Below are 26,371 nucleotides of genomic sequence, written 5' to 3' on the forward strand. Positions count from 1 at the left end.
GGCCCGCCGGCCGGACCGTCCCGGCTCAGGAGGGGTGCGGCCCGGGGTGCCCGGGGGCGTCGTCGACGAGGAACGGGGCGACGTCCGCCGCGAGCTGCTCGACCACGGCGCCCCGACCCTCGACGTGCGCCACCAGCCGGGCCGCGACCGCCCGCAGCCCGACGTTGCTGCGCATGGAGGCCTCCCGCAGCACGGCGAACGCGGCCTCCACGCTCACCCCGTACGCGGCCGCGACCACGCCCTTGGCCTGCTCGATCGTCGCCCGCGACGCCGCCGACGCCGCGATCTGCTCGGTGGCCAGGCGGGCGCCCTCGACCGCGACCGCGGAGGTCAGGTCCACGAGCACGGCCTCCACCTGCCCGTCGCCCAGGACCCGGCACACGCCGACGACGGTGCGCTCGCGCCCGGCCGCGTCCCGCAGGCGGAACCGGGCCTCCCGCGGGGTCGTGCCCGCGTCGGTCAGCGCGTCCCACCACTCCTGCCGGTCGTCGGGGTGCACGTGCGCCCGCATCAGCTCGGTCGTCGGCACCACGTCCCCGGGCGTGAACCCGTGCAGCGCGTAGCAGCCGTCCGACCACCACCACGTCCCGTCCGCAGCGCTGCCCGTCAGCCGGACCGCCGGGGCGGTGCCGCGTGCGCCGGGGCGTGCCGCGCCGGACGCGTCCGCAGGTCGCGGACGGGCGTCGGCGGACCGGGCGGCGGGCGGTGCGGACGAGGCGGGCGCCGCCGCGGAGCCGGGGGAGCGACGCGGGGTCGGACGAGGGGCGCGGGTGGTCGTGGACACGGCAGGTGCTCCTGTCGATGCGGACGGGCGGGGCCGTGTCCTGACCCGGGTCGACAACTTAGGCGAGCACCCCGGCGGACGCAAACATGCCCCCCACCAGGGACGGAGCGCCTGCCGCCCGGGGCGCGACGACGCCTCGCACCGCCGGGCACCGGTGCGAGGGGCGTCGGTCGTCAGCGCCGCGGAACCGGGGTGCCGAGCAGCCCGTCCACCAGGTCGTGCGGCGTGCCGAACCGGTGGGCGGTGACGCTCACGGCCTGCTCGCGGACGAACGGCAGGATCTCCACGCGGCCCGCCTCGGTCACCGGGTGGTGCCACACGGCGACATCGGGCCGCCCGCCCGTGGCGTGCGCGAGGGCGATCAGGGCCTGCCCGTCGCCCCCGACGACCCGCACGCGCGCCCCGCCGTGCGCGTCGGCCGCAGCCGCCACGCGCACCGCGAACGCGTCGGCGTCCTCGACGTGCACGGCGGTCGTCCCCGGCACCGTCGTCGCGAGGGCCGAGTCGGCGGACACCACGACGGGCGTCCCCACGAGGGCCGCGGCCGCGAGCACGCGCACCACGTCCACGGTCCGCGCGCCCCGCGCGGCGCGGACCAGCACCGGGACCGGCAGCGGCAGGTGCCGCAGCACGTCCCGTTCGCACCGCAGCCCGCTGGGGTCCTGCGGCGCCAGCGGACCCGCCCACGCGAGGGCGTCGCTCGCGGCCGCCCGCCCCAGGGACGTCAGGTCGTCGGCGTCGAGGACGGCTGCCGCTGCGTCGAGGAGCGCGCGCACCTCCGGGTGCTCGACCGGCGCCCCCTGCGTCGCGGTGCCGGGCTGCCAGGACCCCAGGCCCAGGAGGTAGCTCGGCCCGCCCGCCTTGGAGCCGGGGCCCACCGCCGACCGCTTCCACCCGCCGAACGGCTGCCGACGCACGATCGCGCCGGTGGTGCCGCGGTTCACGTAGAGGTTGCCCGCCTCGACCGTGCCCAGCCAGGTCGCGATCTCGTCGCGGTCGAGCGAGTGCAGCCCGGCCGTGAGCCCGTACGCGACGTCGTTCTGCAGCGCGACCGCCTCCTGGAGGGTCGCGGCCGTCATGACGCCGAGCACGGGACCGAAGTACTCCGTCAGGTGGGTGCGCGACCCCCGGGCCACCCCGGTCCGGATCCCCGGCGTCCATAGCCGGCCCTCGTCGTCCAGCCGCCGCGGCGCCAGCGCCCACCGCTCGCCCGCGTCCAGCCGCGTCAGCCCGTCGAGCAGCTTGCCCGCGGCGGGCTCGACCAGCGGGCCCATCTGCGTGCGCGGGTCGTGCGCCGGGCCCACCACGAGAGACGCCGTCGCGTCGAGCAGCTGGTCGCGGAACCGGCGCGACCGCGTGACCGAGCCCACCAGGATCACCAGGGACGCGGCCGAGCACTTCTGGCCCGCGTGCCCGAACGCCGACTGCACGACGTCGCGCACCGCCAGGTCGAGGTCGGCCGACGGGGTCACGACGATCGCGTTCTTGCCCGACGTCTCCGCCAGCAGCGGCAGGTCGGGCCGGAACGAGCGGAACAGCTCGGCCGTCTCGTACGCCCCGGTGAGGACCACCCGGTCCACGGCCGGGTGGGCGACCAGGTCGCGGCCGAGGCCCTGCTCGTCGACCTGCACGAGATGCAGCACGTCGCGCGGGACGCCGGCCTCCCACAGCGCCTCCGCGAGCACCGCGCCGCACCGCTGCGCCGGCGCCGCGGGCTTGAGCACGACCGCGGAGCCCGCGGCCAGCGCCGCCAGCGTCGACCCCGCCGGGATCGCGACCGGGAAGTTCCACGGCGGCGTCACCAGCGTCAGCGCCGCGGGCACGAACCGGGCACCGTCGACGTCCGCCAGGCCCCGCGCGAGCTCGGCGTACCAGTGGGCGAAGTCGACCGCCTCGGACACCTCCGGGTCGCCCTGGTCGACGGTCTTGCCCGCCTCGGCCGCCATGACCTCCAGCAGCCGCCCGCGGTGCTCCTCCAGCGCCCGTCCGGCCCGGTCGAGCACGGCGGCCCGCTCGGCCGCCGGCCGCGCACCCCACGCCCGGCCCGCGGCCTGCGCGGACCGCAGCACCTCGTCCAGGGTCCCGGCGTCGTCCACCCGCGCCTGCGCGATCGTCGCCTGCCCGAGCGTCGACCCGGGCACTCGGGCCAGCACGTCCCGCACCCAGGCGCGGTTCGCCGGCACCGACGGGTCCGTGTCCGGGGTGTTCTGGAAGGCCCCGGGCGCCGCCGGCGGGGTCGCCGCGTGGCGGTCCGCCACCCGGTGCGGTCCGGGCACCTCGCCGTCCAGCGCGGCCAGCGACGCCAGGAACCGGTCGCGCTCGCGGGCGAACAGCGCCTCGTCGCGGTCGAGGTCGAACACCGCGGACATGAAGTTCGCCGAGGAGGCGCCCTCCTCGAGCCGGCGGATGAGGTAGGCGATCGCGACGTCGAACTCGCGGGGGTGCACCACGGGCGTGTACAGCAGCAGCCCGCCGACCTCGCGCAGCACGGCCTCGGCCTGGCCCTGGGCCATCCCCAGCAGCATCTCCATCTCCACGGCGTGCCGGACGCCCCGCCGGCCGGCCAGCAGCCAGGCGTACGCGACGTCGAAGAGGTTGTGCCCGGCCACGCCCAGGCGCACGTTCGCCACGCGCTCGGGGTGCAGCGCCCAGTCCAGCACGCGCTTGTAGCCGGTGTCGGTGTCCTGCTTGGTGCCCCAGGTGGCCAGCGGCCAGCCGTGCAGCTCGGCCTCGACCTGCTCCATGGGCAGGTTCGCGCCCTTGACGAGGCGGACCTTGATGCCGGCCCCGCCGCGGGCCCGGCGCTCCGCCGCCCAGGACTGCAGGTGCTGCATCGCGGCGAGCGCGTCGGGCAGGTACGCCTGCAGGACGATCCCGGCCTCGAGCCGCTCGAGCTCGGGGCGGTCGAGCAGCCGCGTGAACACCGCGACCGTGAGGTCGAGGTCCTTGTACTCCTCCATGTCGAGGTTGACGAACTTCGGGGTGGGGGAGGCCGCGGCGAGGGCGAAGAGGGGGGCGAGGTGCTCGACGACCTCGGCGACGGTCTCGTCGAACGACCAGGCGCTGTGCGGGGCGTCGGTCGCGGAGACCTTGATCGACACGTAGTCGACGTCGTCGCGGGCCAGCAGGCGCCGCGTCCCGGCCAGGCGGCGGTCGGCCTCGCGCCGGCCCAGGACGGCCTCGCCGAGCAGGTTGACGTTGAGTCGCACGCCGTCGCGCCGCACGCGGTCGATCGCGTGGCCCAGGGCGCGGTCGCTCGCGTCGACGACGAGGTGGCCGACCATCTCGCGCAGCACGCGCCGGGCGACGGGCACGACGACGTCGGGCAGGGCGGGGGCGAGCGCGCCCCCGACGCGCAGCGCGGCCCGCAGCGGGCCGGGCAGGAACGCGGGGGAGCGTCGCGACAGGTCGCGCAGGGTGCGGGCCGCGACCCGCCGGTCCTCGGGGCGCACCACACCGTCGACGAACCCGACGACGAAGGGCAGCCCGTCGGGGTCCTTGAGCGCGGCGGCGAGCTGGGCGGCCGAGGGGTCGACGGGGTGGTCGGCGGCCTCGCGCAGCCATCGCCGCACGAGGGCGACCGCCTCCTGCGCGAGGGCGGGGTCGGTGGCGTCGGCGCCGGCGGGGGTGTGCAGGGTGCTGGGGGACGTCATGGTGCCTCGCTCTGACCTGGGCGGACGCGGCCCGGTGCCGCGTGCGGCCATTCTGCGGCGGGCCGAGCCGTCAGGAACAGCGACTGTTTGCGCATAGTGTTCGTCACCTGAGCTGATGAGTCGGAGGTCCGCCGTGCTCGACGTGCGTCGTCTGGTCATCCTGCGCGAGCTCGCGGTGCGCGGCACCCTGGCGGCCGTCGCCCAGGCGCTGAGCTACAGCCCGTCGGCCGTCTCGCAGCAGCTGAGCCAGCTCGAGCGCGAGACGGGCATGGTGCTGCTGCGCAAGGCGGGCCGGGGGGTGCAGCTGACGCCCCAGGCCGAGGTGCTGGTCGCGGCGACCGACGAGCTGCTCGCGACGATCGAGCGGGCCGAGGCCGAGCTGGCCGCCTCGCTCACCGAGGTCCGTGGGACCGTCCGGGTCGCGGTGTTCCAGTCGGTGGCGCTCGCGCTCATGCCCGCGGCGCTGCGCCTGATGGCCGAGGCGCACCCCCAGGTACGTGTCGAGATGGTCCAGCGCGAGCCCGAGCAGGCCCTGCACGAGACGTGGGCGCGGGACTTCGACATGGTGGTCGCGGAGCAGTACCCCGCGCACGCAGCGCCGTGGTGGCCGGGTCTCGACCGGCGCGACCTCACGTCGGACGTGATCCGGCTGACCCTGCCGCCGGTCGGCGTGGCGCCCTGGCGCGTGCGGGACCTGGCGGGCGCCGCGGCGGTGCCGTGGGTGATGGAGCCGCGCGGCACGGCGTCCCGGCACTTCGCCGAGCAGCTCTGCCGGACGGCAGGGTTCGAGCCCGACGTGCGGCACGAGAGCGCGGACCTGCAGACGCAGATCCGCCTGGTCGAGTCGGGCAACGCGGTCGCGCTGCTGCCGGACCTGGTGTGGCGGGGCCGCACCACGACGTGCCGGCTCGTCGACCTGCCGGACCGTCCGTGCCGGACGGTGTTCACCGCCCAGCGCACCTCGGGCCTCGGGTCGCCGGCGGCACGCGCGCTGCGCACCACCCTGGAGCAGGTGGCCGCGGGCTGACCTGCGGCTCCACGACGGGCAGCGGCCGGGGTTGACACCCGGCGGCACGGCGCGGGACTGTTCTACAACGTTGCACCTACAACGTTGAAGAGAGAGTGAGCGATCCCGTGGACGTCAATCCGATCGTGCTGCAGCGCGCCGACCCCTGGGTGCTCCGGCACGAGGGCCGGTACTGGTTCACCGCGTCCCACCCGGACTACGACCGCATCGTCCTGCGCGTGGCCGACCGGCTCGAGGACCTCCAGGCCGCGCCGGAGACGACGATCTGGCAGCCGCCCGCCGACGGGCCTGCCTCCCGCCTGGTCTGGGCGCCGGAGCTGCACCGCGTCGACGGCCGCTGGTACGTCTACTTCGCCGCCGCGCCCGACGAGGAGGGCCGCGCCGACGCCCCCGGCGCCGCGCCCACGTTCAACCACCGGGTCTTCGTCCTCGAGAACGCCTCTCCGGACCCCCTGGACGGCACCTGGGTCGAGCGCGGGCAGGTGGACACCGGCTGGGAGTCCTTCGCGCTCGACGCCACGAGTGTCGTCCTCGACGGCCGCCAGTACCTCGTGTGGGCCCAGCAGGACGTGACGATCCGCGGGCACTCCAACCTCTACATCGCCCCCATGGCGAACCCCTGGACCCTCGCCGGGCCCGCGGTCCTGCTCAGCCGCCCCGAGCACGACTGGGAGGTCAAGGGCTTCTGGGTCAACGAGGGCCCCGCGGTGCTCGTGCGCGACGGCCGGGTCTTCCTCACGTACTCCGGCGCCGCGACGGGTGTCGACTACGCGATGGGCCTGCTGACCGCCGACGCCGACGCCGACCTGCTCGACCCGGCCTCCTGGACCAAGCACCCCGACCCCGTCGTGGTGTCCGCGCCCGAGAACGGCCAGTACGGCCCCGGCCACAACTCGTTCACGCAGACCCCTGACGGTCGGGTCGTGCTCGTCTACCACGCGCGCACCTACACCGAGATCGTCGGCGACCCCCTGCGCGACCCGAATCGGCACGCCCGCGCCCAGGTCCTGCCGTTCGACGCCGACGGCAACCCCCTCTGGGGCCCACCCGTGCCCGACACCCGCCCCACCCCGACCTCGACGCAGGTGCTCGCCCCCGACGGCAGCCCCGCCGCCGCACCCCTGCCGGCGTGACCGACGTCACGGGCCGGGGAGTGCTGCACCCGGCCCGTGACGCGCTGCGGAGTGCCGGCTGTCACCGGGTCCCGGCCGCCGGAGCCCCGGCAGGAGCCCGGCGCCGCACCGTGGTGATCGGCGAGAGGTCGCGCTGGCCGCGTGCCTCGGCGGGCGTGCAGCAGAAAGCCCGTCCCGGAATGCTCCGGAACGGGCTCTGTCATGCATTCGAGCTGGTGGGCGATACTGGGATCGAACCAGTGACCTCTTCCGTGTCAGGGAAGCGCGCTACCGCTGCGCCAATCGCCCATGCGGTGGTGAAAGCCGAGGTGGAGACGGGATTCGAACCCGTGTGGACGGCTTTGCAGGCCGCTGCCTAGCCACTCGGCCACTCCACCGGTGAGACCGGAGTCCTCAACGGCTCGGGAGCCGACCAGGAAACCCTCCGAGCGGACGACGGGATTCGAACCCGCGACCCTCACCTTGGCAAGGTGATGCTCTACCACTGAGCCACGTCCGCACTGCCACTTCCTGCCGTTTCACCGGCGTTCCGTGGTGCGTCGAAGACTCTAGACCACGATCTCGGGAAGAGTCCAACCGGGCCCCGGCAGAGGGGTGACGCGGGTCCCGGGCGGCCCCTCCCGCGGCCCTCCGGGGGGTCCCCGCGCAGGTCAGCGGCCCGCCTCTGGCACCGGTGCTGCCGGTCGGGCCGCGCGGCGGCCGCGGGACGGCGCACGAGGGGTGCCCGGGCGGCTCGGTAGGTTGGGGCCGTGCCCGAGCCTGCGTCCGCCCCCCGTCCCCGTCCGGGCGGGCCCGGTGCCGTCGCCCCGGGGGAGGCCTGGTTCGCGGGCGTGCACGCGCGCGGCGTCGTCGAGCACGTGGACGTGCGCGCGCACCCCGACCGGCTGGGGCCGGGCTGGTGGGCCCTCGTGGGCACGTTCGAGGGGCAGGTGGACGCCTGGCGGTTCGCCGACGTGCGGACCGCTCCCGACGTCCCCGGCCCGTCCGCCGCGGGGGAGTGGCGCGGGCCCGCGCCGGAGGCGTGGACCACGTCCCTGGGTGAGGCCGCGTACGTCGACGCGGTCCACGAGGTCCGCGCCAGCATCCGCGCCGGTGACGTCTACCAGGCCAACCTCTGCCGGGTGCTGGGCGCGCCCCTGCCCGGCGAGCCGGACGCGCGCGCCCTCGGGGCCCGGCTGGCCCACGGCAACCCCGCGCCCTACGGCGGCGGCGTGCACGTGCCGACCGGCGGGCCGGTGCCGGCCTGCTGGGTCGTCACGGCGTCGCCCGAGCTCTTCCTGCGCGTGCAGGACGGCGTGGTCACGTCGGCCCCGATCAAGGGCACCGCCCGCACGCCCGACGGGCTCAGCGCCAAGGACCGTGCCGAGAACGTCATGATCACCGACCTCGTCCGCAACGACCTGCAGCAGGTGTGCCGCCCCGGCACCGTGCGGGTCGAGCACCTGCTGGCCGTCGAGCAGCACCCCGGTCTCGTGCACCTCGTCTCGACCGTGGCGGGCGACCTCCTCGCGCCGCGCCGCCCGGGTGGTGCCGTGCTGGCCGACCTGCTCGACGCCACGTACCCGCCCGGGTCGGTCTCGGGCGCGCCCAAGAGCTCGGCCCTGCGGCTGCTGACCGCGCTCGAGCCCGTGCCGCGCGGACCCTACTGCGGGCTCGTCGGCTGGGCCCGCGTCGACGAGGACGGCACCCTGCGCGCCGAGCTCGCGGTGGCCATCCGCACGTTCTGGTGGACCGACGGCGTGCTCCGGTTCGGCACGGGCGCGGGCATCACCTGGGGCAGCGACGCCGAGCAGGAGTGGGACGAGACCGAGCTCAAGGCCGCCCGTCTCGTCGCCCTGGCCTCGACCGGGGCACCGCCGCCGGGGGTGGCAGGATGACCGCGTGGTGACGACGATCTGGGCCGGCGGCCGGCTGCGAGGACCCGACGAGCCCGTCCTGACGGCGGTCGACCACGGGCTCACCGTCGGCGACGGGGTCTTCGAGACCTGCGCGGTCGTCGACGGCCGCGCGTTCGCCCTGACGCGCCACCTCGCCCGCCTGCAGGCGTCCGCGCGCGGCCTGGGGCTGCCGCCGCTGCCCCTCGACGAGGTCCGCGAGGGCGTCGACGCGGTGCTCGCCGCGGCCGGGTCCGACGCGGGCCGCCTGCGGATCACCGTGACCGGCGGCCCGGGGCCGATGGGCTCGGGCCGGTTCGCCCCCGCCGAGCAGCGCCCGACCGTCGTGGTCGTGGCCGCCCCGGCGTCCGGGCTGCGCACGTCGCGCGCCGTCCGCGTGCCGTGGGTCCGCAACGAGCGGTCGCCGCTGGCCGGCCTCAAGACCACGTCCTACGGCGAGAACGTCGTCGCGCTGGGCCGCGCCACGGCCGCGGGCGCCGACGAGGCGCTCCTGGCCGACACCCGCGGACGCCTGAGCGAGGGCACCGGGTCGAACGTGTTCGTCGAGACCGGGGGAGAGCTCCTCACGCCGTCGCTCGAGACGGGCTGCCTCGCGGGGATCACGCGGGCCCTCGTGCTCGAGTGGTCCGCGCAGGCGGGCCTGCCCGTGCGCGAGGCCGCACCCGACGAGCTGCCCTGGGCGGTGCTCGACGAGGTCGTCGCGGGGCGCGCCGGGCTCGCCCTGACCGGGTCCATCCGCAACGTCACGCCCGTCGTCGAGCTCGACGGCACGCCCGTCGCCGCGGGGGAGCTGTCCCAGCAGGTCCGCGCGCTCGTCGAGGCGCGGATGGCGGACGACCTGGACCCCTGACGCCTCTGCGTGCGCGCGGGCGGGCGCCGGCGCCGGGCGTCGCGGACCGTGACGGGACGCACGACGGCCGGCCACGCACGAGGTGCGGGCCGGCCGGGTGGTGGTGCGGTGGCGTCAGGCGGTGAGCAGCGCCGCGATGAGGGCGGAGATCTCGCCCTCCATGCGGTCGGACTCGGCCCCCACGGGGACGAGGGACTCGGTCGCCGTCAGGAACCGCACGAACGGCTCGGTCGGCGCGGCCAGGAGAGCGCTGCCCTCCACGCCGCTGAGCGACACGAGCGTGTAGTCGGGGTCGTCGTCGCGCCAGACCTGCACGTCGCCGGTGCCGGCGGGCGCGTCGGCCGTGGCGTGCACGCCCTGCGCGAGGAGCTCGCGCCCGAGCAGCCAGGTCGACATCGTGTGGGCACCGGTGAAGACTGCGCGCACCGTGTACGGGTCGCTCGTCCGGAAGGACAGCTCGGCGGAGACGGGGATGACGCTCGCGTCGGACCCGATGAGCTGCATGGCAACGACCTCGACGACGTCGTACGACGAGTCTGTCATCGGGTCCTCCTGTCATGTGCTGCGAGCGCGGCTGCTCGTGTCGGACCATCATGGCAGGCCAGCGGCCGGTTAGGACCTGCCCACAGGTGGAGTTCACCCGCCCGGACGCAAGGGGCCGGGGACTGAAACGTTTGCGACGTCGGTGTCCGTGCTGGTGCGGGCCTTGCGCTTCACCCGGACGTGTGCAGGGCCGGCCCGGACGGTCCGGGACGGGTCGTGTCCTCCGGACGGGTGGCGGGGCCCGACGACCACCGGCCCGGTGCTCGCCCGACCCGGCCGGCGGACCGTCGTGGCGCCGTCCGGCGCCCGGTTCGGAAGTCGTCGAGACTTGGGCTAGCATCGTCTGCGCACGCCGCCCACGGGTGGCGTGCGACGGGCGATTGGCTCAGTGGTAGAGCGCCTCGTTCACACCGAGGAGGTCACTGGTTCGAACCCAGTATCGCCCACACGTGTTCCAGCAGGAAGGCCCCGGCTTCGGCCGGGGCTTTCGTGTTCCGTGCCACCTGTGTGCCACCGGCGAAGGGCCCCGTGGAAGACTCCTGACGTGGACTTCTTCTCGGCCTACGCCCACGGGTTCGCCCGCGTCGCCGCGTGCACCGTTCCCGTCACCGTCGCCGACCCGGCGGCCAACGTCGCCGCCGTGCTCGACGCGGCGCGGGCCTGCCACGACGACGCCGTGGCCGTCGCGGTGTTCCCCGAGCTGTGCCTGTCCGGGTACGCCATCGACGACCTCTTCCTGCAGGACGTGCTGCTCGACGCCGTCGAGGACGCGCTGCGCACCCTCGTCGACGCGTCCGTCGACCTGCTGCCCGTGCTCGTGGTCGGCGCGCCCCTGCGGCACGGCAGCCGCCTGCTCAACGCCGCCGTCGTGGTGCACCGCGGGCGCGTGCTCGGCGTCGCGCCCAAGTCGCACCTGCCCACGTACCGCGAGTTCTACGAGCGGCGCTGGTTCGCCCCCGGTGACGAGGTGCGCGGCACGACCACCGTCGCGGGCCAGCGGGTCCCGGTCGGCCCCGACCTGCTCTTCGAGGCCGACGACGTGCCCGGGCTCGTCCTGCACGTCGAGGTCTGCGAGGACATGTGGGTGCCCGTGCCGCCGAGCGCGACGGCCGCGCTCGCCGGGGCGACGGTGCTCGTCAACCTGTCGAGCAGCCCGGTGACGGTGGCCCGTGCCGAGGACCGCCGGCTGCTCGTGCGGTCGGCGTCGGCCCGGTGCCAGGCCGCCTACGTGTACGCCGCGGCCGGGCAGGGGGAGTCGACGACCGACCTGTCCTGGGACGGGCAGACCATGGTCTACGAGCTCGGCGACCTGCTGGCCGAGACGGAGCGGTTCCCCGACGGGCCGCGCACGGCGGTCGCGGACGTCGACCTGGACCGGCTGCGGTCCGAGCGCATGCGCACGGGCACCTTCGACGACAACCGGCGCGCGAGCGGCCTCGCGCCCGCGGGCGCCGACCTGCGGCGGGTGCCCTTCACGCTGGCCCCGCCCGCGGGCGACGTGGGCCTGCGGCGCACCGTCGACCGGTTCCCCTTCGTGCCCGACGACCCGCAGCGCCTCGCGCTCGACTGCTACGAGGCCTACAACATCCAGGTCTCGGGGCTCGAGCAGCGGCTGCGGGCCGTCGGGGACGCCAAGGTCGTCGTCGGGGTGTCCGGCGGCCTCGACTCCACGCACGCCCTGATCGTGGCGGCGCGCGCGATGGACCGGCTCGGGCGCCCGCGCAGCGACGTGCTCGCGTTCACGATGCCGGGCTTCGCCACGAGCGAGGCCACCCGGGGCAGCGCCTGGGCCCTCATGCGGGCGCTCGGCACGACCGCCGAGGAGATCGACATCCGCCCCGCCGCGCGGCAGGTGCTCGCCGACCTCGGGCACCCCGCCGGCACCGGCGCGGAGGTCTACGACGTCACGTTCGAGAACGTGCAGGCCGGGCTGCGGACCGACTACCTGTTCCGGGCCGCGAACCAGCGCGGCGGGATCGTGCTGGGCACCGGCGACCTGTCCGAGCTCGCGCTGGGCTGGTGCACCTACGGCGTGGGCGACCAGATGTCGCACTACGCGGTCAACGCCGGCGTGCCCAAGACGCTCATCCAGCACCTGATCCGCTGGGTGATCGCCGAGGACCACTTCGGTGCGGAGACGAACGAGGTGCTGGGCCGGGTGCTGGACCAGGAGATCTCGCCCGAGCTCGTGCCGGCCCGCGACGGCGAGCCGCTGCAGCGCACGGAGGACGTCGTCGGGCCGTACGCGCTGCAGGACTTCACGCTCTACCAGGTGCTGCGGCACGGCACGCGGCCGCGCAAGGTCGCGTTCCTGGCCTGGCACGCGTGGCGCGACGCGCAGGCCGGCGCGTGGCCGCCCGGCTTCCCCGCGGACGCGCGCACCGCCTACGACCTGCCGACCGTCCGGCGGTGGCTCGAGGTGTTCCTGCGCCGGTTCTTCGCCAGCCAGTTCAAGCGGTCGGCGCTGCCGAACGGGCCCAAGGTCAGCGCGGGCGGCACGATGTCGCCGCGCGGGGACTGGCGGATGCCGTCCGACGCGAGCGCCGCCGCGTGGCTGGCCGACGTCGCGCACGTGCCCGACGGGCCCCGCTGACCCCCGTGCGGGGCCGCGGCACCGACGTCGGGCCGTGCCGCCGGCCCGGCGATCCGTGCGGACGGGGACGGCCGGGTCGGTAGCATCGACCACGCCCGGCTCGGCGACCGCCGACACCGCCGCGACCTGTGCGGCGCGGGCGCACCACGAGGAGCCACGCACGTGCCCGAGAGCATCGCCCTGACCGTCGACGGAGTCGCGACCCAGGTGGAGGCGGGCACCACGGGGACGACGCTGTTCGCCGACCGCCGTGACGTCGTCGTCGTCCGCGTCGACGGGGAGCTGAAGGACCTCGCGGTCGAGCTGCCCGCCGGGTCGGTCGTGGAGGCCGTCACCATCGGCTCGCCCGACGGGCTCGCCGTGCTGCGGCACTCCGCCGCCCACGTCCTGGCCCAGGCCGTGCAGGAGGTCAACCCGTCGGCCCGCCTGGGCATCGGCCCGCCGATCACCGACGGCTTCTACTACGACTTCGACGTCGAGACCCCGTTCACCCCCGAGGACCTCAAGGCCGTCGAGAAGGTCATGGGGCGCATCGTCAAGGAGGGCCAGACCTTCCGGCGGTGGGAGGTCACCGAGGCGCAGGCGCGCGAGGAGCTCGCCGCCGAGCCCTACAAGCTCGAGCTGATCGGCCTCAAGGGCGACGCCGGCGGCACCGACGGCGCGTCCGTCGAGGTCGGCCTGGGCGGGCTGTCGATCTACCAGAACGTGCGCGGCGCCGGGCGCGAGTCCGAGGCCGTCGTGTGGCAGGACCTGTGCCGCGGCCCGCACCTGCCCAGCACCCGCCTCATCGGCAACGGCTTCCAGCTGACCCGGTCCGCCGCGGCGTACTGGCGCGGCTCGGAGAAGAACCCGCAGCTGCAGCGCGTCTACGGCACCGCGTGGCCGACCAAGGACGAGCTCAAGGCGTACCTCGACCGGATCGCCGAGGCGGAGCGGCGCGACCACCGCAAGCTCGGCAACGAGCTCGACCTGTTCTCGTTCCCGGAGGAGATCGGCTCGGGGCTGGCGGTGTTCCACCCCAAGGGCGGGATCATCCGCATGGAGATGGAGGAGTACTCGCGCCGCCGGCACGTGCAGGCGGGCTACTCGTTCGTCAACAGCCCGCACATCACCAAGGAGCAGCTCTTCCAGATCTCCGGGCACCTGGACTGGTACGCCGACGGCATGTACCCGCCCATGCAGCTCGACGAGGAGCGCGACGCCGAGGGCCACGTGCGCCGGGCCGGGCAGAACTACTACCTCAAGCCCATGAACTGCCCCATGCACAACCTGATCTTCGCCGCGCGCGGCCGCTCGTACCGCGAGCTGCCGCTGCGGCTGTTCGAGTTCGGCACGGTCTACCGGTACGAGAAGTCGGGCGTCGTGCACGGCATGACCCGCGCCCGCGGCTTCACCCAGGACGACGCGCACATCTACTGCACCCGCGAGCAGATGAAGGACGAGCTGACCAGCCTGCTCACCTTCGTCCTCGACCTGCTCAAGGACTACGGCCTCGACGACTTCTACCTCGAGCTGTCGACGAAGAACCCCGAGAAGTCCGTGGGCTCGGACGAGGTCTGGCAGGAGGCCACCGACACGCTCCGCGAGGTCGCCGAGGCGTCCGGCCTCGACCTGGTGCCCGACCCGGGCGGCGCGGCGTTCTACGGCCCCAAGATCTCCGTCCAGGCCAAGGACGCCATCGGCCGGACCTGGCAGATGTCGACGATCCAGCTCGACTTCAACCTGCCCGAGCGCTTCGAGCTGGAGTACACGGCGCCCGACGGCAGCCGGCAGCGGCCGGTCATGATCCACCGGGCCCTGTTCGGCTCCATCGAGCGGTTCTTCGCGGTGCTCACCGAGCACTACGCCGGGGCGTTCCCCGCGTGGCTCGCCCCCGTCCAGGTGCTCGCCGTGCCCGTCGCCGAGCCGTTCGAGCCCTACCTCGACGAGGTCGTCCAGCGCCTGCGCGCGCTGGGGATCCGCGCCGAGGTGGACCGCTCCGACGACCGGTTCGGCAAGAAGATCCGCAACGCCAGCACGCAGAAGATCCCGTTCGTGCTCATCGCGGGCGGCGAGGACGCCGAGGTGGGTGCCGTCTCGTTCCGGTACCGCGACGGCCGCCAGGACAACGGCGTGCCCGTCGACGAGGCCGTCGAGCGCATCGTCGCCGCGGTGCGCGACCGCGTGCAGGTCTGACGCCCGTGGCCGACCCCGCTGACCCCGGCGACGCCGTGCCCCTCACGCACGGTCTGGCCGGGGACCCCGACGGCTACGAGCGGCTGTGGACGCCGCACCGCATGGCGTACATCGGCGGGCAGGACAAGCCGGCCGACGACGCCCCCGGCGACGGCTGCCCCTTCTGCCGCGTCCCTGGCCTGCCGGACGACGAGGGGCTCGTCGTCGCGCGCGGCGCCGTGGCGTTCGTCGTGCTCAACCTGTACCCGTACAACGCCGGGCACCTCATGGTCTGCCCCTACCGGCACGTCGCCGACTACACGGACCTCACGCCCGAGGAGGTCGTCGAGGTCGCCGCCCTGACCCGCACGGCCATGCGGACCCTGCGGGCCGTGCACGGGCCGCAGGGGTTCAACCTCGGCATGAACCAGGGCCAGGTCGCCGGTGCGGGCATCCAGGCGCACCTGCACCAGCACGTCGTGCCGCGGTGGGGCGGGGACGCGAACTTCCTGCCGATCGTCGCGAGCACCCGTGCTCTGCCGGAGGTCCTCGGCGACACCCGCGCCCGCCTGGCCGCGGCCTGGCCCGCCGACGGGGGGACGACGTGCTGAACCGCTTCCGCGGGCTCGCGCAGAAGGTCTGGGCGCCCCTGGCCGACGCGCTGCTGCGCGCCGGCGTCTCGCCGGACGTCGTCACCGTGGCCGGCACGCTCGTCGTCGTCGTCACCGCCCTGTGGGCGTTCCCGACCGGGCACCTGCTGCTCGGCGCGGTCGTGATCGGCGTGTTCACGCTCACCGACTCCCTCGACGGGGTGATGGCCCGCCGCTCGGGCCGTACCGGGCCGTGGGGTGCGTTCCTCGACTCGACGCTCGACCGGTTCGGCGACGCCGCGATCTTCTCGGGCCTGGTCGTCTGGTACGTCGGCGGCGGGGACGACCGCACCGCCGCGCTGCTCGCGCTCGCGTGCCTGGTGCTCGGGTCCGTCGTCCCCTACGCCCGCGCCCGCGCGGAAGGGCTCGGCATGACCGCCAGCGGCGGGATCGCCGAGCGCGCCGACCGGCTCCTCGTCGTGCTCGTCGCGACCGCCGTGGTCGGTGCCGGCGCCCCCACGGTCGTGATGTCCGTGGTGCTCGCGCTGCTCGCGGTGGCGTCCGCCGTGACCGTCGTCCAGCGCATGGCCACGGTCCGCCGTCAGGTGCAGGAGAACGCATGAGCCTGGACGTCGCCCGCCTGTACCACCTGGCCTGGAAGGTCGGGCACCGCGTGCCCGGCCCCGTCGTGCGCGCCCTGACGACGGTCGCCGCGGACGTCACGTGGGTGCGCCGCACGTCCGGCGTGCGCCGGCTGGAGGCGAACCTCGCCCGCGTGCGCCCCGAGCTCGACGCCCGTGCCCTGCGCCGCCTGTCCCGCGCGGGCATGCGGTCCTACCTGCGCTACTTCGGCGAGACGTTCACCCTGCGCCGGCTCACCCTCGACCAGATCGACGCCCGGGTGCGGGTCGAGGGGCGCGAGCACGTCCAGCCCCACCTCGACGCCGGGCGGCAGGTGCTCCTCGTCCTGGGGCACACGGGCAACTGGGACCTCGCCGGGGCCTGGGCCACCCGCGCGCTCGGCCCGGTGACGACCGTCGCCGAGCGGCTGCGCCCCGAGGAGCTCTTCCAGGAGTTCGTCGCGTTCCGCGAGAGCCTCGGCCTGACGATCATCCCCCTCACCGGTGGCGGCGACGTCTACCGCCAGCTCGTGCGGGTGGCGCGCACCGGACCCGGCCTGCTGCCGCTGCTGGCCGACCGCGACCTGACCGCGAAGGGCGTCGAGGTCGACCTGTTCGGCCGGCGCGCCCGCGTCGCCGCCGGCCCCGCCGCGCTCGCGATCGGCGTCGGAGCACCCCTCGTGCCCACGTCGATCCGGTACGAGCGGCTGCGCGGCCCCCGCCGCCGCGCCGCCGGCGGCCCCTGGGGGATCGTGCTGACGTTCTCCCCGGTCGTCCCCGTGCCCGACGACATGCCGCGCACCGAGCGGCTCGTCGCCGTGACGCAGTCCTGGGTCGACGCGTTCGCCGCGCAGGTGCACGCCGCCCCGCAGGACTGGCACATGCTCCAGCGCGTCTTCGTCGAGGACCTCGACCCCGCCCGCGACGCCACCGTGCGGTCCGCGCCCGACACCGGGGGCCCCGGCGCCGACGTCCCGGTCGGAGGTCCGGCGTGAGCGGCCGGCCGCTGCGCGTCGGGCTGGTCTGCCCGTACTCGTTCGACGTGCCCGGCGGCGTGCAGTTCCACGTCCGCGACCTCGCCGAGGCGCTCATCGCCCGCGGCCACTCCGTCTCGGTGCTCGCCCCGGCCGCCGACGAGACGCCCGTCCCGGACTACCTCGTACCCGCCGGGCGGGCCGTGCCCGTCCACTACAACGGCTCCGTCGCCCGCCTGACGTTCGGCCCCGTGACCGCCCGGCGCGTGCGCCGCTGGCTCGCGCAGGGCGAGTTCGACGTCCTGCACCTGCACGAGCCCGTCACGCCCAGCCTGAGCATGCTCGCGCTGTGGATCGCTGACGGCCCCGTCGTGGCGACCTTCCACACCTCGCTGCTGCGCTCGCGGTCGCTGCAGGTGGCGTACCCGCTGGTGCGCCAGTCGCTGGAGAAGATCTCCCTGCGGATCGCGGTCTCCGAGGACGCCCGGCGCACGCTCGTCGAGCACCTCGGCGGCGACGCCGTCGTCATCCCGAACGGCGTGTGGGTCGACACGTTCGACCGCGCCGAGCCGGACCCCCGCTGGACGGGCACGACGCAGGCCCCGACTGTCGCGTTCCTCGGCCGCTACGACGAGGGCCGCAAGGGCCTGCCGGTCCTGCTGCGGGCGGTCGGTCACGTGCTCGACGCCCTGCCCGGCGCCCGGTTCCTCGTCGCCGGCCGGGGGGAGACGGGGCAGGAGCAGGCCCGCGAGATCCTCGGCGACCGCGCGTCGTCGGTCGAGTTCCTCGGCGGGGTCAGCGAGGAGGACAAGGCCCGGCTGCTGTCCTCCGTCGACGTCTACTGCGCCCCGCAGACCGGCGGGGAGAGCTTCGGGATCGTCCTCGTCGAGGCCATGGCCGCGGGTGCGGCGGTCGTCGCGAGCGACCTCGGCGCGTTCACCCGCGTGCTCGACGACGGCGAGGCCGGTGTGCTGTTCCGCACCGGCGACGGCGACGACCTGGGCGCGACGCTCGTGCGCGTGCTGGGCGACCCGCAGGTCCGCGAGCGGGTGCGCACCCGGGCCCGGCGCGTCGTCGGCCGCTACGACTGGTCGGCCGTGACCGACCAGGTGCTGGCCGTGTACGAGATGGCCGTGGCCGGCCGGGACGCACCCGTGGGGGAGGACCCGTCGTCGCTGCGCGGGGCCCGCCTGCTGGAGCTGCGCCGTGCCCGCGGCGGCGTGAGCGGCGGGGTGAACGCATGACGTGGTCCGAGCTCGCCGTCGTCGTGGTGCTCGTCGTCGGCCTCCTGCTGTGGCTCGTCTGGGTCCGGGCCTCGCGCCTGGACCGCCTGCACCGCAAGGTCGGCGCGTCCCGGGCTGTCGTGGAGACCCAGCTGGTCCGGCGCGCGACGGTCGCGGCCGAGCTCGCCACGAGCGGCCTGCTCGACCCCGTGAGCTCGGTCGTCGTCGGCGAGGCGGCGTGGGCGGCGCTCGCGGCGTCCGGCACCGGCCGGGACGTGCCCCGCGGACCGCTGCCCGACGGCCTCCTGGCCCTCCTCGACGGCGACGGCGACGGCATCCCCGACGTGGTGCCCGGCGCCGCCGTGCCGGGCCGGCGCGGCGGCGTCGAGAGCGAGCTGTCCGCGGCGCTGCGCGAGGTGCTCGACGACGCCGACGAGGTCGACGCGCTGGCCGCCGAGCCGGCCGGCGACGCCCTGCTCGCCGCGCTCGGTGCCGCCTGGTACCGCGTGCAGCTCGCACGCCGGTTCCACAACGAGGCGGTCGCGCAGACCCAGCGGGTGCGCCGCGGGGCGGTCGTGCGTCTGCTGCGCCTCGCCGGCCACGCGGCCGAGCCCGAGACCCTCGAGATGGACGACGCCTGGCCCGCCGCGCTGCCGCGGCCCGGCGAGCAGCCTGCGGCCGGGCGCCCGGTCCGCTGACACCGCGCCGCCGAGGTGCCGGGGCGCCGCGCGGCGTGGACGCGGCACCGACGCCGGGGTGGCGACGAACTAGGATGAGCCGGGTCCGGACCACGGCGGCCGTCGACGGCTCGCGCCGGGCGGCGGCCGGGGGTTGCCGGACGTCCCGAACCCCGGATCCGAAGAGGCCCGCAGTGACCGAGAACACCCAGCCCCACGCCGCCGGCGAGGTGGGCACCGCGCGTGTCAAGCGCGGCATGGCCGAGATGCTCAAGGGCGGCGTCATCATGGACGTCGTCACGCCCGAGCAGGCGAAGATCGCCGAGGACGCCGGCGCGGTGGCCGTCATGGCGCTCGAGCGCGTGCCCGCGGACATCCGCGCGCAGGGCGGCGTCGCCCGCATGTCGGACCCGGACCTCGTGGACGGGATCATCGAGGCGGTGTCGATCCCCGTCATGGCGAAGGCCCGCATCGGGCACTTCGTCGAGGCGCAGGTGCTGCAGAGCCTCGGTGTCGACTACGTCGACGAGTCCGAGGTCCTCACGCCGGCTGACTACGCCCACCACATCGACAAGTGGGCCTTCACCGTGCCGTTCGTCTGCGGTGCGACCAACCTCGGCGAGGCCCTGCGCCGGATCACCGAGGGCGCGGCCATGATCCGCTCCAAGGGCGAGGCCGGCACGGGCGACGTGTCCAACGCCACGACGCACATGCGCACCCTGCGCGACGAGATCCGCCGGCTGACGTCCCTGCCCGAGGACGAGCTGTACCTCGCGGCCAAGGAGCTGCAGGCCCCGTACGAGCTGGTCAAGGAGGTCGCCACGGCCGGCAAGCTGCCCGTGGTCCTCTTCACCGCCGGCGGGATCGCCACGCCCGCCGACGCCGCGATGATGATGCAGCTCGGCGCCGAGGGCGTGTTCGTCGGCTCGGGCATCTTCAAGTCCGGCAACCCCGCGGAGCGCGCCGCCGCGATCGTCAAGGCCACGACGTTCTTCGACGACCCGGACGTCATCGCCAAGGCCTCGCGCGGGCTGGGCGAGGCCATGGTCGGCATCAACGTCGACGACGTCCCCGTGCCGCACCGCCTGGCCGAGCGCGGCTGGTGACCACGCCCGGGGCCACGGACGTGCCCGCCGCCCCCGTCGCGCGCTCCAGCGCCGACGGGGGCGGCCCCGTCCACGCGTTCGGGCCCGAGTGGCAGCCCGGCGAGGACGGCGTGCTGTTCCGCCGCGCCGCCCGGGTGATCCTGCTCGACGAGGACGACCGGGTGCTGCTCGTGCGCGGGCACGACGCCGACCAGCCCGAGCGGTCGTGGTGGTTCACGGTCGGCGGCGGCCTCGACGCGGGGGAGGACTCCCGGCAGGCCGCGGTCCGCGAGGTCCGCGAGGAGACCGGCATCACCATCGGCCTCGACGCGCTCGTCGGCCCCGTGTACACCCGCTCGGCCGAGTTCGACTTCGTCTCGCGCACCTGCCGCCAGGACGAGGAGCTGTTCGTGGCCCGGGTCCGGCGCGACGAGGTCGCCGACCTCAGCCGCGACGGGTGGACGAGCGTCGAGCACGACGTCATCGACGAGATGGCCTGGTGGGACCTCGACGCGCTCGCGGCCGTCGAGATCGAGGTCTTCCCGGCGGGGCTGGCCGACCTCGTGCGCGACGTGCTGGTCTGGGACGGGCAGGTGCGGCACCTCGGGCTCGCGCGCGAGTGACGGGGCCGGTGGCGGCGGAGCGACCGACGTCACCCTCCGAACGTACCGGTCGGTAACGTTCGTGTGACCTGACGGCGCTACCGTCGGGGCATGCCTCGTGTCGCCACCACGTCCCCGGCCGCCCGGATCCCGCGCAGCGGCATCCGCACGCTCATGGAGCTCGCGCTGCACGACCCCGAGGCGATCCACCTCGAGATCGGCGAGCCCGACCTCGCGCCGCCCGCGCACGTCGTCGACGCCACGGCCGCTGCCGCGCGCGCGGGCCGGACGGGGTACACCTCGAGCCTCGGCCTGTCCGAGCTGCGCGCGGCGGCCGCCGACCGCGTCACGCAGCGGTACGGCCGCCCGACGGCCGCCGACGAGATCGTCGTCACCCACGGCGCCATGCACGGCCTCGCCATGGCGATGGCGACGATGCTCGCCCCCGGCGACGAGCTGCTCGTGCCCGACCCGGCCTTCCCCAACTGGGAGATGGCGGCCGTCGCCGCCGGTGTGGTGCCCCGCCGCTACGCCACGCACGCCCGCGAGGGGTTCGTGCCGGACCCCGCCGAGGTCGAGGCCCGCATCACGCCGCGCACCCGCGCGATGATCATCTGCTCCCCGAACAACCCCACCGGCGCGGTGTACCCCCCGCACGTGCTCGAGGCCCTCGTCGAGGTCGCCCGCCGCCACGACCTGTGGGTGCTGTCCGACGAGTGCTACGAGTCGATCACCTTCGACGCCCCGCACGTCTCGCCCACCGCGTTCGACACCGACGGCCGCGTCGTGGCCTTCTACTCCCTGTCGAAGTCCTACGCGATGACGGGGTGGCGCGCGGGCTGGGCCGTCGTCCCCGACCCCGAGGTCGTCGAGATGATGGGCCACCTCGCCGAGGCCACCGTCGCGTGCCCGTCCACGACCGGCCAGGTCGGCGCCCTCGCCGCGATCACCGGGCCCCAGGACGTCGTCGACGCCGCGGTCGCCTCCTACCGCGACCGGCGTGACGCCGCGCTCGCCCTGCTCGAGCGGCGCGGCGTGGCGCACGTGCGCCCGGCCGGCGCGTTCTACCTCATGGTCGACGTCGGCGAGGCCGACACCGACGCGTTCGCGCTGCGCCTGCTCGAGCACCGGCACGTCGCGGTGGCACCGGGCTCGACGTTCGGCGACGCCGCGGCCGGCATGGTCCGGGTCTCGCTGGCCGCACCCCGGGCGGCACTCCTCGAAGGCCTCGACCGGCTCGCCGACGAGGTCGTCGCCCGCCGTGCCGACGCTGGGGCCGACGCTGCGGCCGGCACCGCGGCCGGCGGTGGGGCGGGCCTGGCGGCGGCCCGGTGACCGCGACGCCCGCGGGCGCGGCACGGCCCTAGGATCGACGCCCGTGACACCCACCATCGGAGTCCTGGCCCTGCAGGGCGACGTGCGCGAGCACCTCGCCGCGCTCACCGCCTCGGGCGTGCGCGCCGTCGGCGTCCGACGCACGAGCGAGCTCGACGCCGTCGACGCGCTCGTGCTCCCCGGCGGGGAGTCCACGACCATCGACAAGCTGCTGCGCGCGTTCGACCTGTTCGGCCCGCTGCAGGCCCGGCTGCGCGCGGGGATGCCCGCGTACGGCTCGTGCGCGGGCATGATCCTGCTGGCCGACCGGATCATCGGCGGCATCGAGGGCCAGCAGACGCTCGGCGGCGTCGACATCACCGTCCGCCGCAACGCCTTCGGCCGTCAGGTCGACTCGTTCGAGACCGACCTGCGCATCGACGGGGTCGACGGGCCCGACCCGGTGCACGCGGTGTTCATCCGCGCGCCCTGGGTCGAGGAGGTGGGTCCGGCCGCCCAGGTCGTCGGGCGCGTCGCGGACGGGCCCGCCGCCGGTAGGATCGTCGCGGTGCGCCAGGGGGCGTCGCTCGTCACGTCCTTCCACCCGGAGGTGACCGGCGACACGCGGGTGCACCGACTGTTCGTGCAGATCGTCCGCGACACCCTGTGAGGTCGCGGCACCCCGCCGCCCGGTCCGCGTCGACGCCGAGCCGGGCACGCGGGGAGCGCGCTGCAGGGTCCGTCCGCGTCAGGCGAAGGGGTATCGAGGCATGTCGGGTCACTCCAAGTGGGCCACCACGAAGCACAAGAAGGCCGTCATCGACGCGAAGCGCGGCAAGCTCTTCGCGAAGCTGATCAAGAACATCGAGGTCGCGGCCCGCACGGGCGGCGGTGACCCGGCGGGCAACCCGACGCTGTTCGACGCCATCCAGAAGGCCAAGAAGTCGTCGGTGCCCAACGACAACATCGACCGGGCCGTCAAGCGCGGCTCGGGCGCCGAGGCCGGCGGTGCCGACTACCAGTCGATCACCTACGAGGGCTACGGCCCCGGGGGCGTCGCGGTGCTCGTGGAGTGCCTCACCGACAACCGCAACCGTGCCGCGTCCGACGTGCGCGTCGCGTTCACGCGCAACGGCGGCCAGATGGCCGACCCCGGCTCGGTCGCGTACATCTTCAGCCGCAAGGGTGTCGTCGTCGTCCCCAAGGAGGGCACCGACGAGGACGCCGTCATGGAGGCCGTCCTCGAGGCCGGCGGCGAGGAGGTCAACGACCTGGGCGAGCAGTTCGAGGTGCTGTCCGAGGCGACCGACCTCGTGCCCGTGCGCACCTCCCTGCAGGAGGCCGGCATCGACTACGACTCCGCCGACGTCGTGTGGTGGCCGTCCACGCAGATCGAGGTGGACGCCGACGGCGCCCGCAAGATCCTCAAGCTGATCGACGCGCTCGAGGACTCGGACGACGTGCAGAACGTCTACGCGAACTTCGACGCCTCCGACGAGGTCATGGCCGAGCTCGACGAGGACTGAGCCGGCACGCACGCCGCGCACGGGCGCCCGGGTCCAGCACCTGGGCGCCCGCGCTGCGTCCAGGGCGCCCCTCGCCCCGGCGCGGCGCACCGGCCCGGCCCCCGGGCCTGCGACGATGGGTCCGTGCGCGTCCTCGGAGTCGACCCCGGCCTGACCCGTTGCGGCCTCGGGGTCGTCGACGGCCTGCCGGGCCGCCGCCTGCGCATGGTCGCCGTCGGGGTGGCCACCTCCGAGCCGTCCCTCGACGTGGACCAGCGGCTGCTGCGCATCGAGCGCGGCATCGAGGAGTACCTCGAGGAGCACGCCCCCGACGCGCTCGCGGTCGAGCGGGTGTTCGCCCAGCACAACGTCAGCACCGTGATGGGCACCGCGCAGGTCGCCGGTCTGGCGATGGTCGCGGCCGCGCGGCGCCGGATCCCCGTCGCCATGCACACGCCGAGCGAGGTCAAGGCCGCCGTCACCGGCAGCGGACGCGCCGGCAAGGCCCAGGTGCAGACCATGGTGCAGCGGCTGCTGGCGCTCGACGAGCTCCCGCGCCCCGCCGACGCGGCGGACGCCCTGGCGCTGGCGATCTGCCACCTGTGGCGGCCCGCGGGCTCGGTCGGCGCGCCGCAGCGCCCGCCCGGCGCGCTGACCCCGGCCCAGCAGGCCTGGGCCGGCGCCGAGCAGGCGGCGCGCGCGCGCCGCTGAGCGCGCGTCCTTCGTACACATGTTCGCCCGCGTGTGGCACAGTGGTCGCCGCGCCCGCACCGGCGGGCCGACGGTGACGGGAGGTGCGGTGCGGTGATCGCGTCCGTGCACGGGACGGTCCTGACGGTGCGGCTGGACTGCGCGGTCGTCGAGGTCGGCGGGGTCGGCATGCTCGTGCACGCCACGCCCACGACGCTCGCCGGCCTGCGGGTGGGGCAGCCCGGGCGGCTGCACACCTCGCTCGTCGTCCGGGAGGACGCGCTGACCCTCTTCGGGTTCGCGGACGCCGACGAGCGCGACGTCTTCGAGACCGTGCAGACGGTCTCCGGCGTCGGTCCCCGCCTGGCCCTGGCGATGCTCGCGGTGCACACGCCCGACGGGCTGCGCCGTGCGGTCGCCGACGAGGACCTCGCGGCGCTGGTGCGCGTGCCGGGCATCGGGCGCAAGGGCGCCCAGCGCATCGTGCTCGAGCTCGGTGACCGGCTCGGCCCCCCGGTCGGTGCCGTCGTCGGGTCCGGCACGGCCGCCCCGGCGCCCGACCACCGTGCGGACGTCGTCGAGGCGCTCGTCGGCCTGGGCTGGCAGCAGCGCGCCGCGCAGGACGCCGTCGAGGGCGTGCTGTCCGGGGCCGCGGAGACCGCCGGTCCGCTGGGGGCGCAGGACGTCCCCGGCGTCCTGCGGGCCGCGCTGCGTGCGCTCGGCGGTGCCCGTGGCTGAGCAGGCCGGCGAGGACGGGACGGACGTCGACGTCTCGCTCGTGCGCCCGGGGGCCGACGACCTCGAGCGCGCCGCGGAGGCCGCGCTGCGGCCGCGGCGGCTGGAGGAGTTCGTCGGTCAGCGTGTCGTGCGCGACCAGCTCTCGCTCGTCCTGGAGGCGGCGCTGGGCCGCGGGCGGGCGCCGGACCACGTGCTGCTGTCCGGCCCGCCCGGCCTGGGCAAGACGACGCTCGCCATGATCATCGCCGCCGAGCTCGGGGCGTCGCTGCGGGTGACGAGCGGCCCCGCCATCCAGCACGCGGGGGATCTCGCGGCGGTGCTGTCCTCCCTGGAGGAGGGCGAGGTGCTCTTCCTCGACGAGATCCACCGCCTCGCGCGTCCGGCGGAGGAGCTGCTGTACGTGGCGATGGAGGACTTCCGCGTCGACGTCGTCGTCGGCAAGGGTGCCGGCGCGAGCGCGATCCCGCTGTCGCTGCCGCCGTTCACGGTCGTCGGCGCCACCACCCGCGCCGGCCTGCTGCCCGCGCCCCTGCGCGACCGCTTCGGCTTCACGGGCCACCTCGACTTCTACTCCGACGACGAGCTCGAGCGCGTGCTCGTGCGCTCGGCCGGGCTGCTCGGCGCCCCGCTGGAGGCTGCCGCGGCGGCGGAGATCGCGTCGCGCTCGCGCGGGACGCCCCGCATCGCCAACCGGCTGCTGCGCCGCGTGCGCGACTGGGCGCAGGTGCGCGGCGACGGCCGGATGTCGCTCGACGCGGCACGCGCCGCGCTGGAGGTGTACGAGGTCGACGCCCGCGGTCTGGACCGGCTCGACCGGTCCGTGCTCGACGCCCTGTGCCGGCGGTTCGGCGGTGGGCCGGTGGGTCTGACGACGCTCGCGGTCGCCGTGGGGGAGGAGCCCGAGACCGTCGAGACGGTGGCCGAGCCGTTCCTCGTCCGGGAGGGCCTCGTGGGCCGGACACCGCGGGGCCGGGTCGCGCTGCCGGCGGCCTGGGAGCACCTCGGCCTCGTGCCGCCGTCGGCCGGCGGGACGCTGTTCGCCTGACCGGTGCGGCGTCCGGCGCGGACGGCCGACCGGGCAGGGCGCGCCGGTGCGGCGCGCCGACTGCGGTCCGACCTGCGCGATCCCGGGAACCCGTCCCGGCGCCGGGACGTTGGAGCGGCGGGCCGCGGCGCCTAGACTGCGGCGGACGTTCCTGACGAATCCGGAGACACACACCCCTCATGGGCGACTACACGCTGTTCCTCTTCGTCGCTGCCGCGTTCGCGCTGCTGTGGTTCATGTCGAGCCGCAGCCGCAAGCAGCAGCGCGAGGCCATGGAGTTCCGCGACAACCTCCAGCCCGGCGACGAGGTCATGACCAGCTCCGGCATGTACGGCACCGTCACGGACGTCGAGGGCGACGTCATCACCCTCGAGTCCACGCCCGGCAGCTCGACCCGCTGGCTGCGCGCGGCCATCGCGCGCAAGGTCGAGCCCGTCGTCGTCGACGACGCGACCGACGACGAGGTCGGTGCGAAGGACGCGGACGTCGACGACGTCCAGGTCCCCGACGACCTGTCGTCGCTGCCCCCGGAGCCGCCCGCGGCGCCTCGGGACGACGAGCCCGGCAGCAAGCCCCAGGACCCCGGCACGAAGTAGCAGCGGTCCGGCTCGCCGGACCTCGATCCCCACCGCCTTCCGGCGGTGCGCGCACGAGAGAAGACTCCGTTGGCCCCACC

23 protein-coding genes and 4 tRNA genes are annotated in these 26,371 nt (G+C 75.4%); 21 read left to right on the forward strand and 6 right to left on the reverse strand.

Features of this window, described 5'->3' with window-relative positions:
• Nucleotides 1–25: 25 nt before the first annotated feature.
• Together BKA21_RS00930 and BKA21_RS00935 are read right to left on the reverse strand one after the other, a co-directional pair.
• On the reverse strand, nt 26–784 hold the full coding sequence (locus tag BKA21_RS00930) for a PAS and ANTAR domain-containing protein (protein ID WP_170208999.1): 759 nt from the start codon (nt 782–784) through the stop codon (nt 26–28).
• A gap of 173 nt (nt 785–957) precedes the next feature.
• Nucleotides 958–4,437 carry a bifunctional proline dehydrogenase/L-glutamate gamma-semialdehyde dehydrogenase gene (locus BKA21_RS00935; RefSeq protein WP_140459038.1) on the reverse strand — a complete coding sequence of 1,160 codons (3,480 nt, stop codon included), beginning with the start codon at nt 4,435–4,437 and terminating at the stop codon, nt 958–960.
• 133 nt (nt 4,438–4,570) lie between these two features.
• Between BKA21_RS00935 and BKA21_RS00940 the strand changes: the two genes are divergently transcribed.
• Entirely contained in the window at nt 4,571–5,464 is an 894-nt protein-coding gene (locus BKA21_RS00940; RefSeq protein ID WP_140459227.1) for a LysR substrate-binding domain-containing protein, read from the forward strand.
• A 107-nt stretch (nt 5,465–5,571) separates the two neighbouring features.
• Nucleotides 5,572–6,597 carry a glycoside hydrolase family 43 protein gene (locus BKA21_RS00945; protein WP_239072777.1) on the forward strand — a complete coding sequence of 342 codons (1,026 nt, stop codon included), beginning with the start codon at nt 5,572–5,574 and terminating at the stop codon, nt 6,595–6,597.
• A 213-nt stretch (nt 6,598–6,810) separates the two neighbouring features.
• Here BKA21_RS00945 and BKA21_RS00950 read toward each other — a convergent pair.
• From BKA21_RS00950 to BKA21_RS00960, 3 genes are all read right to left on the reverse strand, one after another.
• Nucleotides 6,811–6,885, reverse strand: a tRNA-Val gene (locus tag BKA21_RS00950).
• 18 nt (nt 6,886–6,903) lie between these two features.
• Nucleotides 6,904–6,974, reverse strand: a tRNA-Cys gene (locus BKA21_RS00955).
• Between the two features lie 50 nt (nt 6,975–7,024).
• Nucleotides 7,025–7,096, reverse strand: a tRNA-Gly gene (locus BKA21_RS00960).
• 250 nt (nt 7,097–7,346) lie between these two features.
• Between BKA21_RS00960 and BKA21_RS00965 the strand changes: the two genes are divergently transcribed.
• On the forward strand, nt 7,347–8,474 hold the full coding sequence (locus BKA21_RS00965; RefSeq protein WP_140459036.1) for a chorismate-binding protein: 1,128 nt from the start codon (nt 7,347–7,349) through the stop codon (nt 8,472–8,474).
• 4 nt (nt 8,475–8,478) lie between these two features.
• Nucleotides 8,479–9,342 (forward strand): aminotransferase class IV, encoded by an 864-nt coding sequence (locus BKA21_RS00970; RefSeq protein ID WP_140459035.1) that lies wholly within the window; start codon nt 8,479–8,481, stop codon nt 9,340–9,342.
• 114 nt (nt 9,343–9,456) lie between these two features.
• Here the strand turns inward: BKA21_RS00970 and BKA21_RS00975 are convergent, their stop codons facing one another.
• Nucleotides 9,457–9,885 (reverse strand): SsgA family sporulation/cell division regulator, encoded by a 429-nt coding sequence (locus tag BKA21_RS00975; protein ID WP_140459034.1) that lies wholly within the window; start codon nt 9,883–9,885, stop codon nt 9,457–9,459.
• A gap of 374 nt (nt 9,886–10,259) precedes the next feature.
• Between BKA21_RS00975 and BKA21_RS00980 the strand changes: the two genes are divergently transcribed.
• The 17 genes from BKA21_RS00980 to yajC all read left to right on the forward strand — a co-directional run bounded on the left by BKA21_RS00980 (nt 10,260) and on the right by yajC (nt 26,291).
• Nucleotides 10,260–10,331, forward strand: a tRNA-Val gene (locus BKA21_RS00980).
• A gap of 98 nt (nt 10,332–10,429) precedes the next feature.
• The gene (locus tag BKA21_RS00985) at nt 10,430–12,478 is read left to right on the forward strand and encodes an NAD(+) synthase (RefSeq protein ID WP_170208998.1); all 2,049 of its coding nucleotides are present in this window, start codon (nt 10,430–10,432) and stop codon (nt 12,476–12,478) included.
• Nucleotides 12,479–12,640: 162 nt separating this feature from the next.
• Nucleotides 12,641–14,653: a threonine--tRNA ligase gene (thrS, locus tag BKA21_RS00990; RefSeq protein WP_140459032.1), complete on the forward strand. Its 2,013-nt coding sequence runs from the start codon at nt 12,641–12,643 to the stop codon at nt 14,651–14,653.
• 5 nt (nt 14,654–14,658) lie between these two features.
• A complete protein-coding gene (locus BKA21_RS00995) occupies nt 14,659–15,243 on the forward strand; it encodes an HIT family protein (protein ID WP_373308158.1) in 585 nt (194 codons plus the stop codon).
• Nucleotides 15,237–15,845: a phosphatidylinositol phosphate synthase gene (gene pgsA, locus BKA21_RS01000; protein ID WP_140459031.1), complete on the forward strand. Its 609-nt coding sequence runs from the start codon at nt 15,237–15,239 to the stop codon at nt 15,843–15,845. Before BKA21_RS00995 ends, pgsA begins: the two co-directional genes overlap by 7 nt.
• The gene (locus tag BKA21_RS01005; RefSeq protein WP_140459030.1) at nt 15,842–16,837 is read left to right on the forward strand and encodes a phosphatidylinositol mannoside acyltransferase; all 996 of its coding nucleotides are present in this window, start codon (nt 15,842–15,844) and stop codon (nt 16,835–16,837) included. The genes pgsA and BKA21_RS01005 overlap by 4 nt, the downstream gene beginning before the upstream one ends.
• Nucleotides 16,838–16,848: 11 nt before the next feature.
• On the forward strand, nt 16,849–18,060 hold the full coding sequence (locus BKA21_RS01010; protein ID WP_140459225.1) for a glycosyltransferase family 4 protein: 1,212 nt from the start codon (nt 16,849–16,851) through the stop codon (nt 18,058–18,060).
• Nucleotides 18,057–18,737 carry a hypothetical protein gene (locus BKA21_RS01015; RefSeq protein ID WP_140459029.1) on the forward strand — a complete coding sequence of 227 codons (681 nt, stop codon included), beginning with the start codon at nt 18,057–18,059 and terminating at the stop codon, nt 18,735–18,737. Before BKA21_RS01010 ends, BKA21_RS01015 begins: the two co-directional genes overlap by 4 nt.
• Nucleotides 18,738–18,910: 173 nt before the next feature.
• Nucleotides 18,911–19,822, forward strand: coding sequence for a pyridoxal 5'-phosphate synthase lyase subunit PdxS (gene pdxS, locus BKA21_RS01020; protein ID WP_140459028.1), 912 nt, complete (start codon nt 18,911–18,913; stop codon nt 19,820–19,822).
• Nucleotides 19,819–20,424, forward strand: coding sequence for an NUDIX hydrolase (locus tag BKA21_RS01025; RefSeq protein ID WP_140459027.1), 606 nt, complete (start codon nt 19,819–19,821; stop codon nt 20,422–20,424). The genes pdxS and BKA21_RS01025 overlap by 4 nt, the downstream gene beginning before the upstream one ends.
• Before the next feature lie 90 nt (nt 20,425–20,514).
• Nucleotides 20,515–21,738, forward strand: coding sequence for a pyridoxal phosphate-dependent aminotransferase (locus BKA21_RS01030; RefSeq protein ID WP_140459026.1), 1,224 nt, complete (start codon nt 20,515–20,517; stop codon nt 21,736–21,738).
• A gap of 43 nt (nt 21,739–21,781) precedes the next feature.
• A complete protein-coding gene (gene pdxT, locus BKA21_RS01035) occupies nt 21,782–22,387 on the forward strand; it encodes a pyridoxal 5'-phosphate synthase glutaminase subunit PdxT (protein WP_140459025.1) in 606 nt (201 codons plus the stop codon).
• A 100-nt stretch (nt 22,388–22,487) separates the two neighbouring features.
• On the forward strand, nt 22,488–23,243 hold the full coding sequence (locus BKA21_RS01040; RefSeq protein ID WP_140459024.1) for a YebC/PmpR family DNA-binding transcriptional regulator: 756 nt from the start codon (nt 22,488–22,490) through the stop codon (nt 23,241–23,243).
• Between the two features lie 123 nt (nt 23,244–23,366).
• Nucleotides 23,367–23,933, forward strand: a complete 567-nt coding sequence (gene ruvC / locus BKA21_RS01045; protein ID WP_140459023.1) for a crossover junction endodeoxyribonuclease RuvC — start codon at nt 23,367–23,369, stop codon at nt 23,931–23,933.
• A 93-nt stretch (nt 23,934–24,026) separates the two neighbouring features.
• Nucleotides 24,027–24,650, forward strand: a complete 624-nt coding sequence (gene ruvA, locus BKA21_RS01050) for a Holliday junction branch migration protein RuvA (RefSeq protein WP_140459022.1) — start codon at nt 24,027–24,029, stop codon at nt 24,648–24,650.
• The gene (ruvB, locus tag BKA21_RS01055) at nt 24,643–25,695 is read left to right on the forward strand and encodes a Holliday junction branch migration DNA helicase RuvB (protein WP_140459021.1); all 1,053 of its coding nucleotides are present in this window, start codon (nt 24,643–24,645) and stop codon (nt 25,693–25,695) included. Before ruvA ends, ruvB begins: the two co-directional genes overlap by 8 nt.
• 179 nt (nt 25,696–25,874) lie before the next feature.
• Nucleotides 25,875–26,291, forward strand: a complete 417-nt coding sequence (gene yajC / locus BKA21_RS01060) for a preprotein translocase subunit YajC (protein WP_140459020.1) — start codon at nt 25,875–25,877, stop codon at nt 26,289–26,291.
• Nucleotides 26,292–26,371 lie beyond the last annotated feature (80 nt).

This window comes from Cellulomonas oligotrophica (assembly GCF_013409875.1).
GTDB lineage: Bacteria > Actinomycetota > Actinomycetes > Actinomycetales > Cellulomonadaceae > Cellulomonas > Cellulomonas oligotrophica.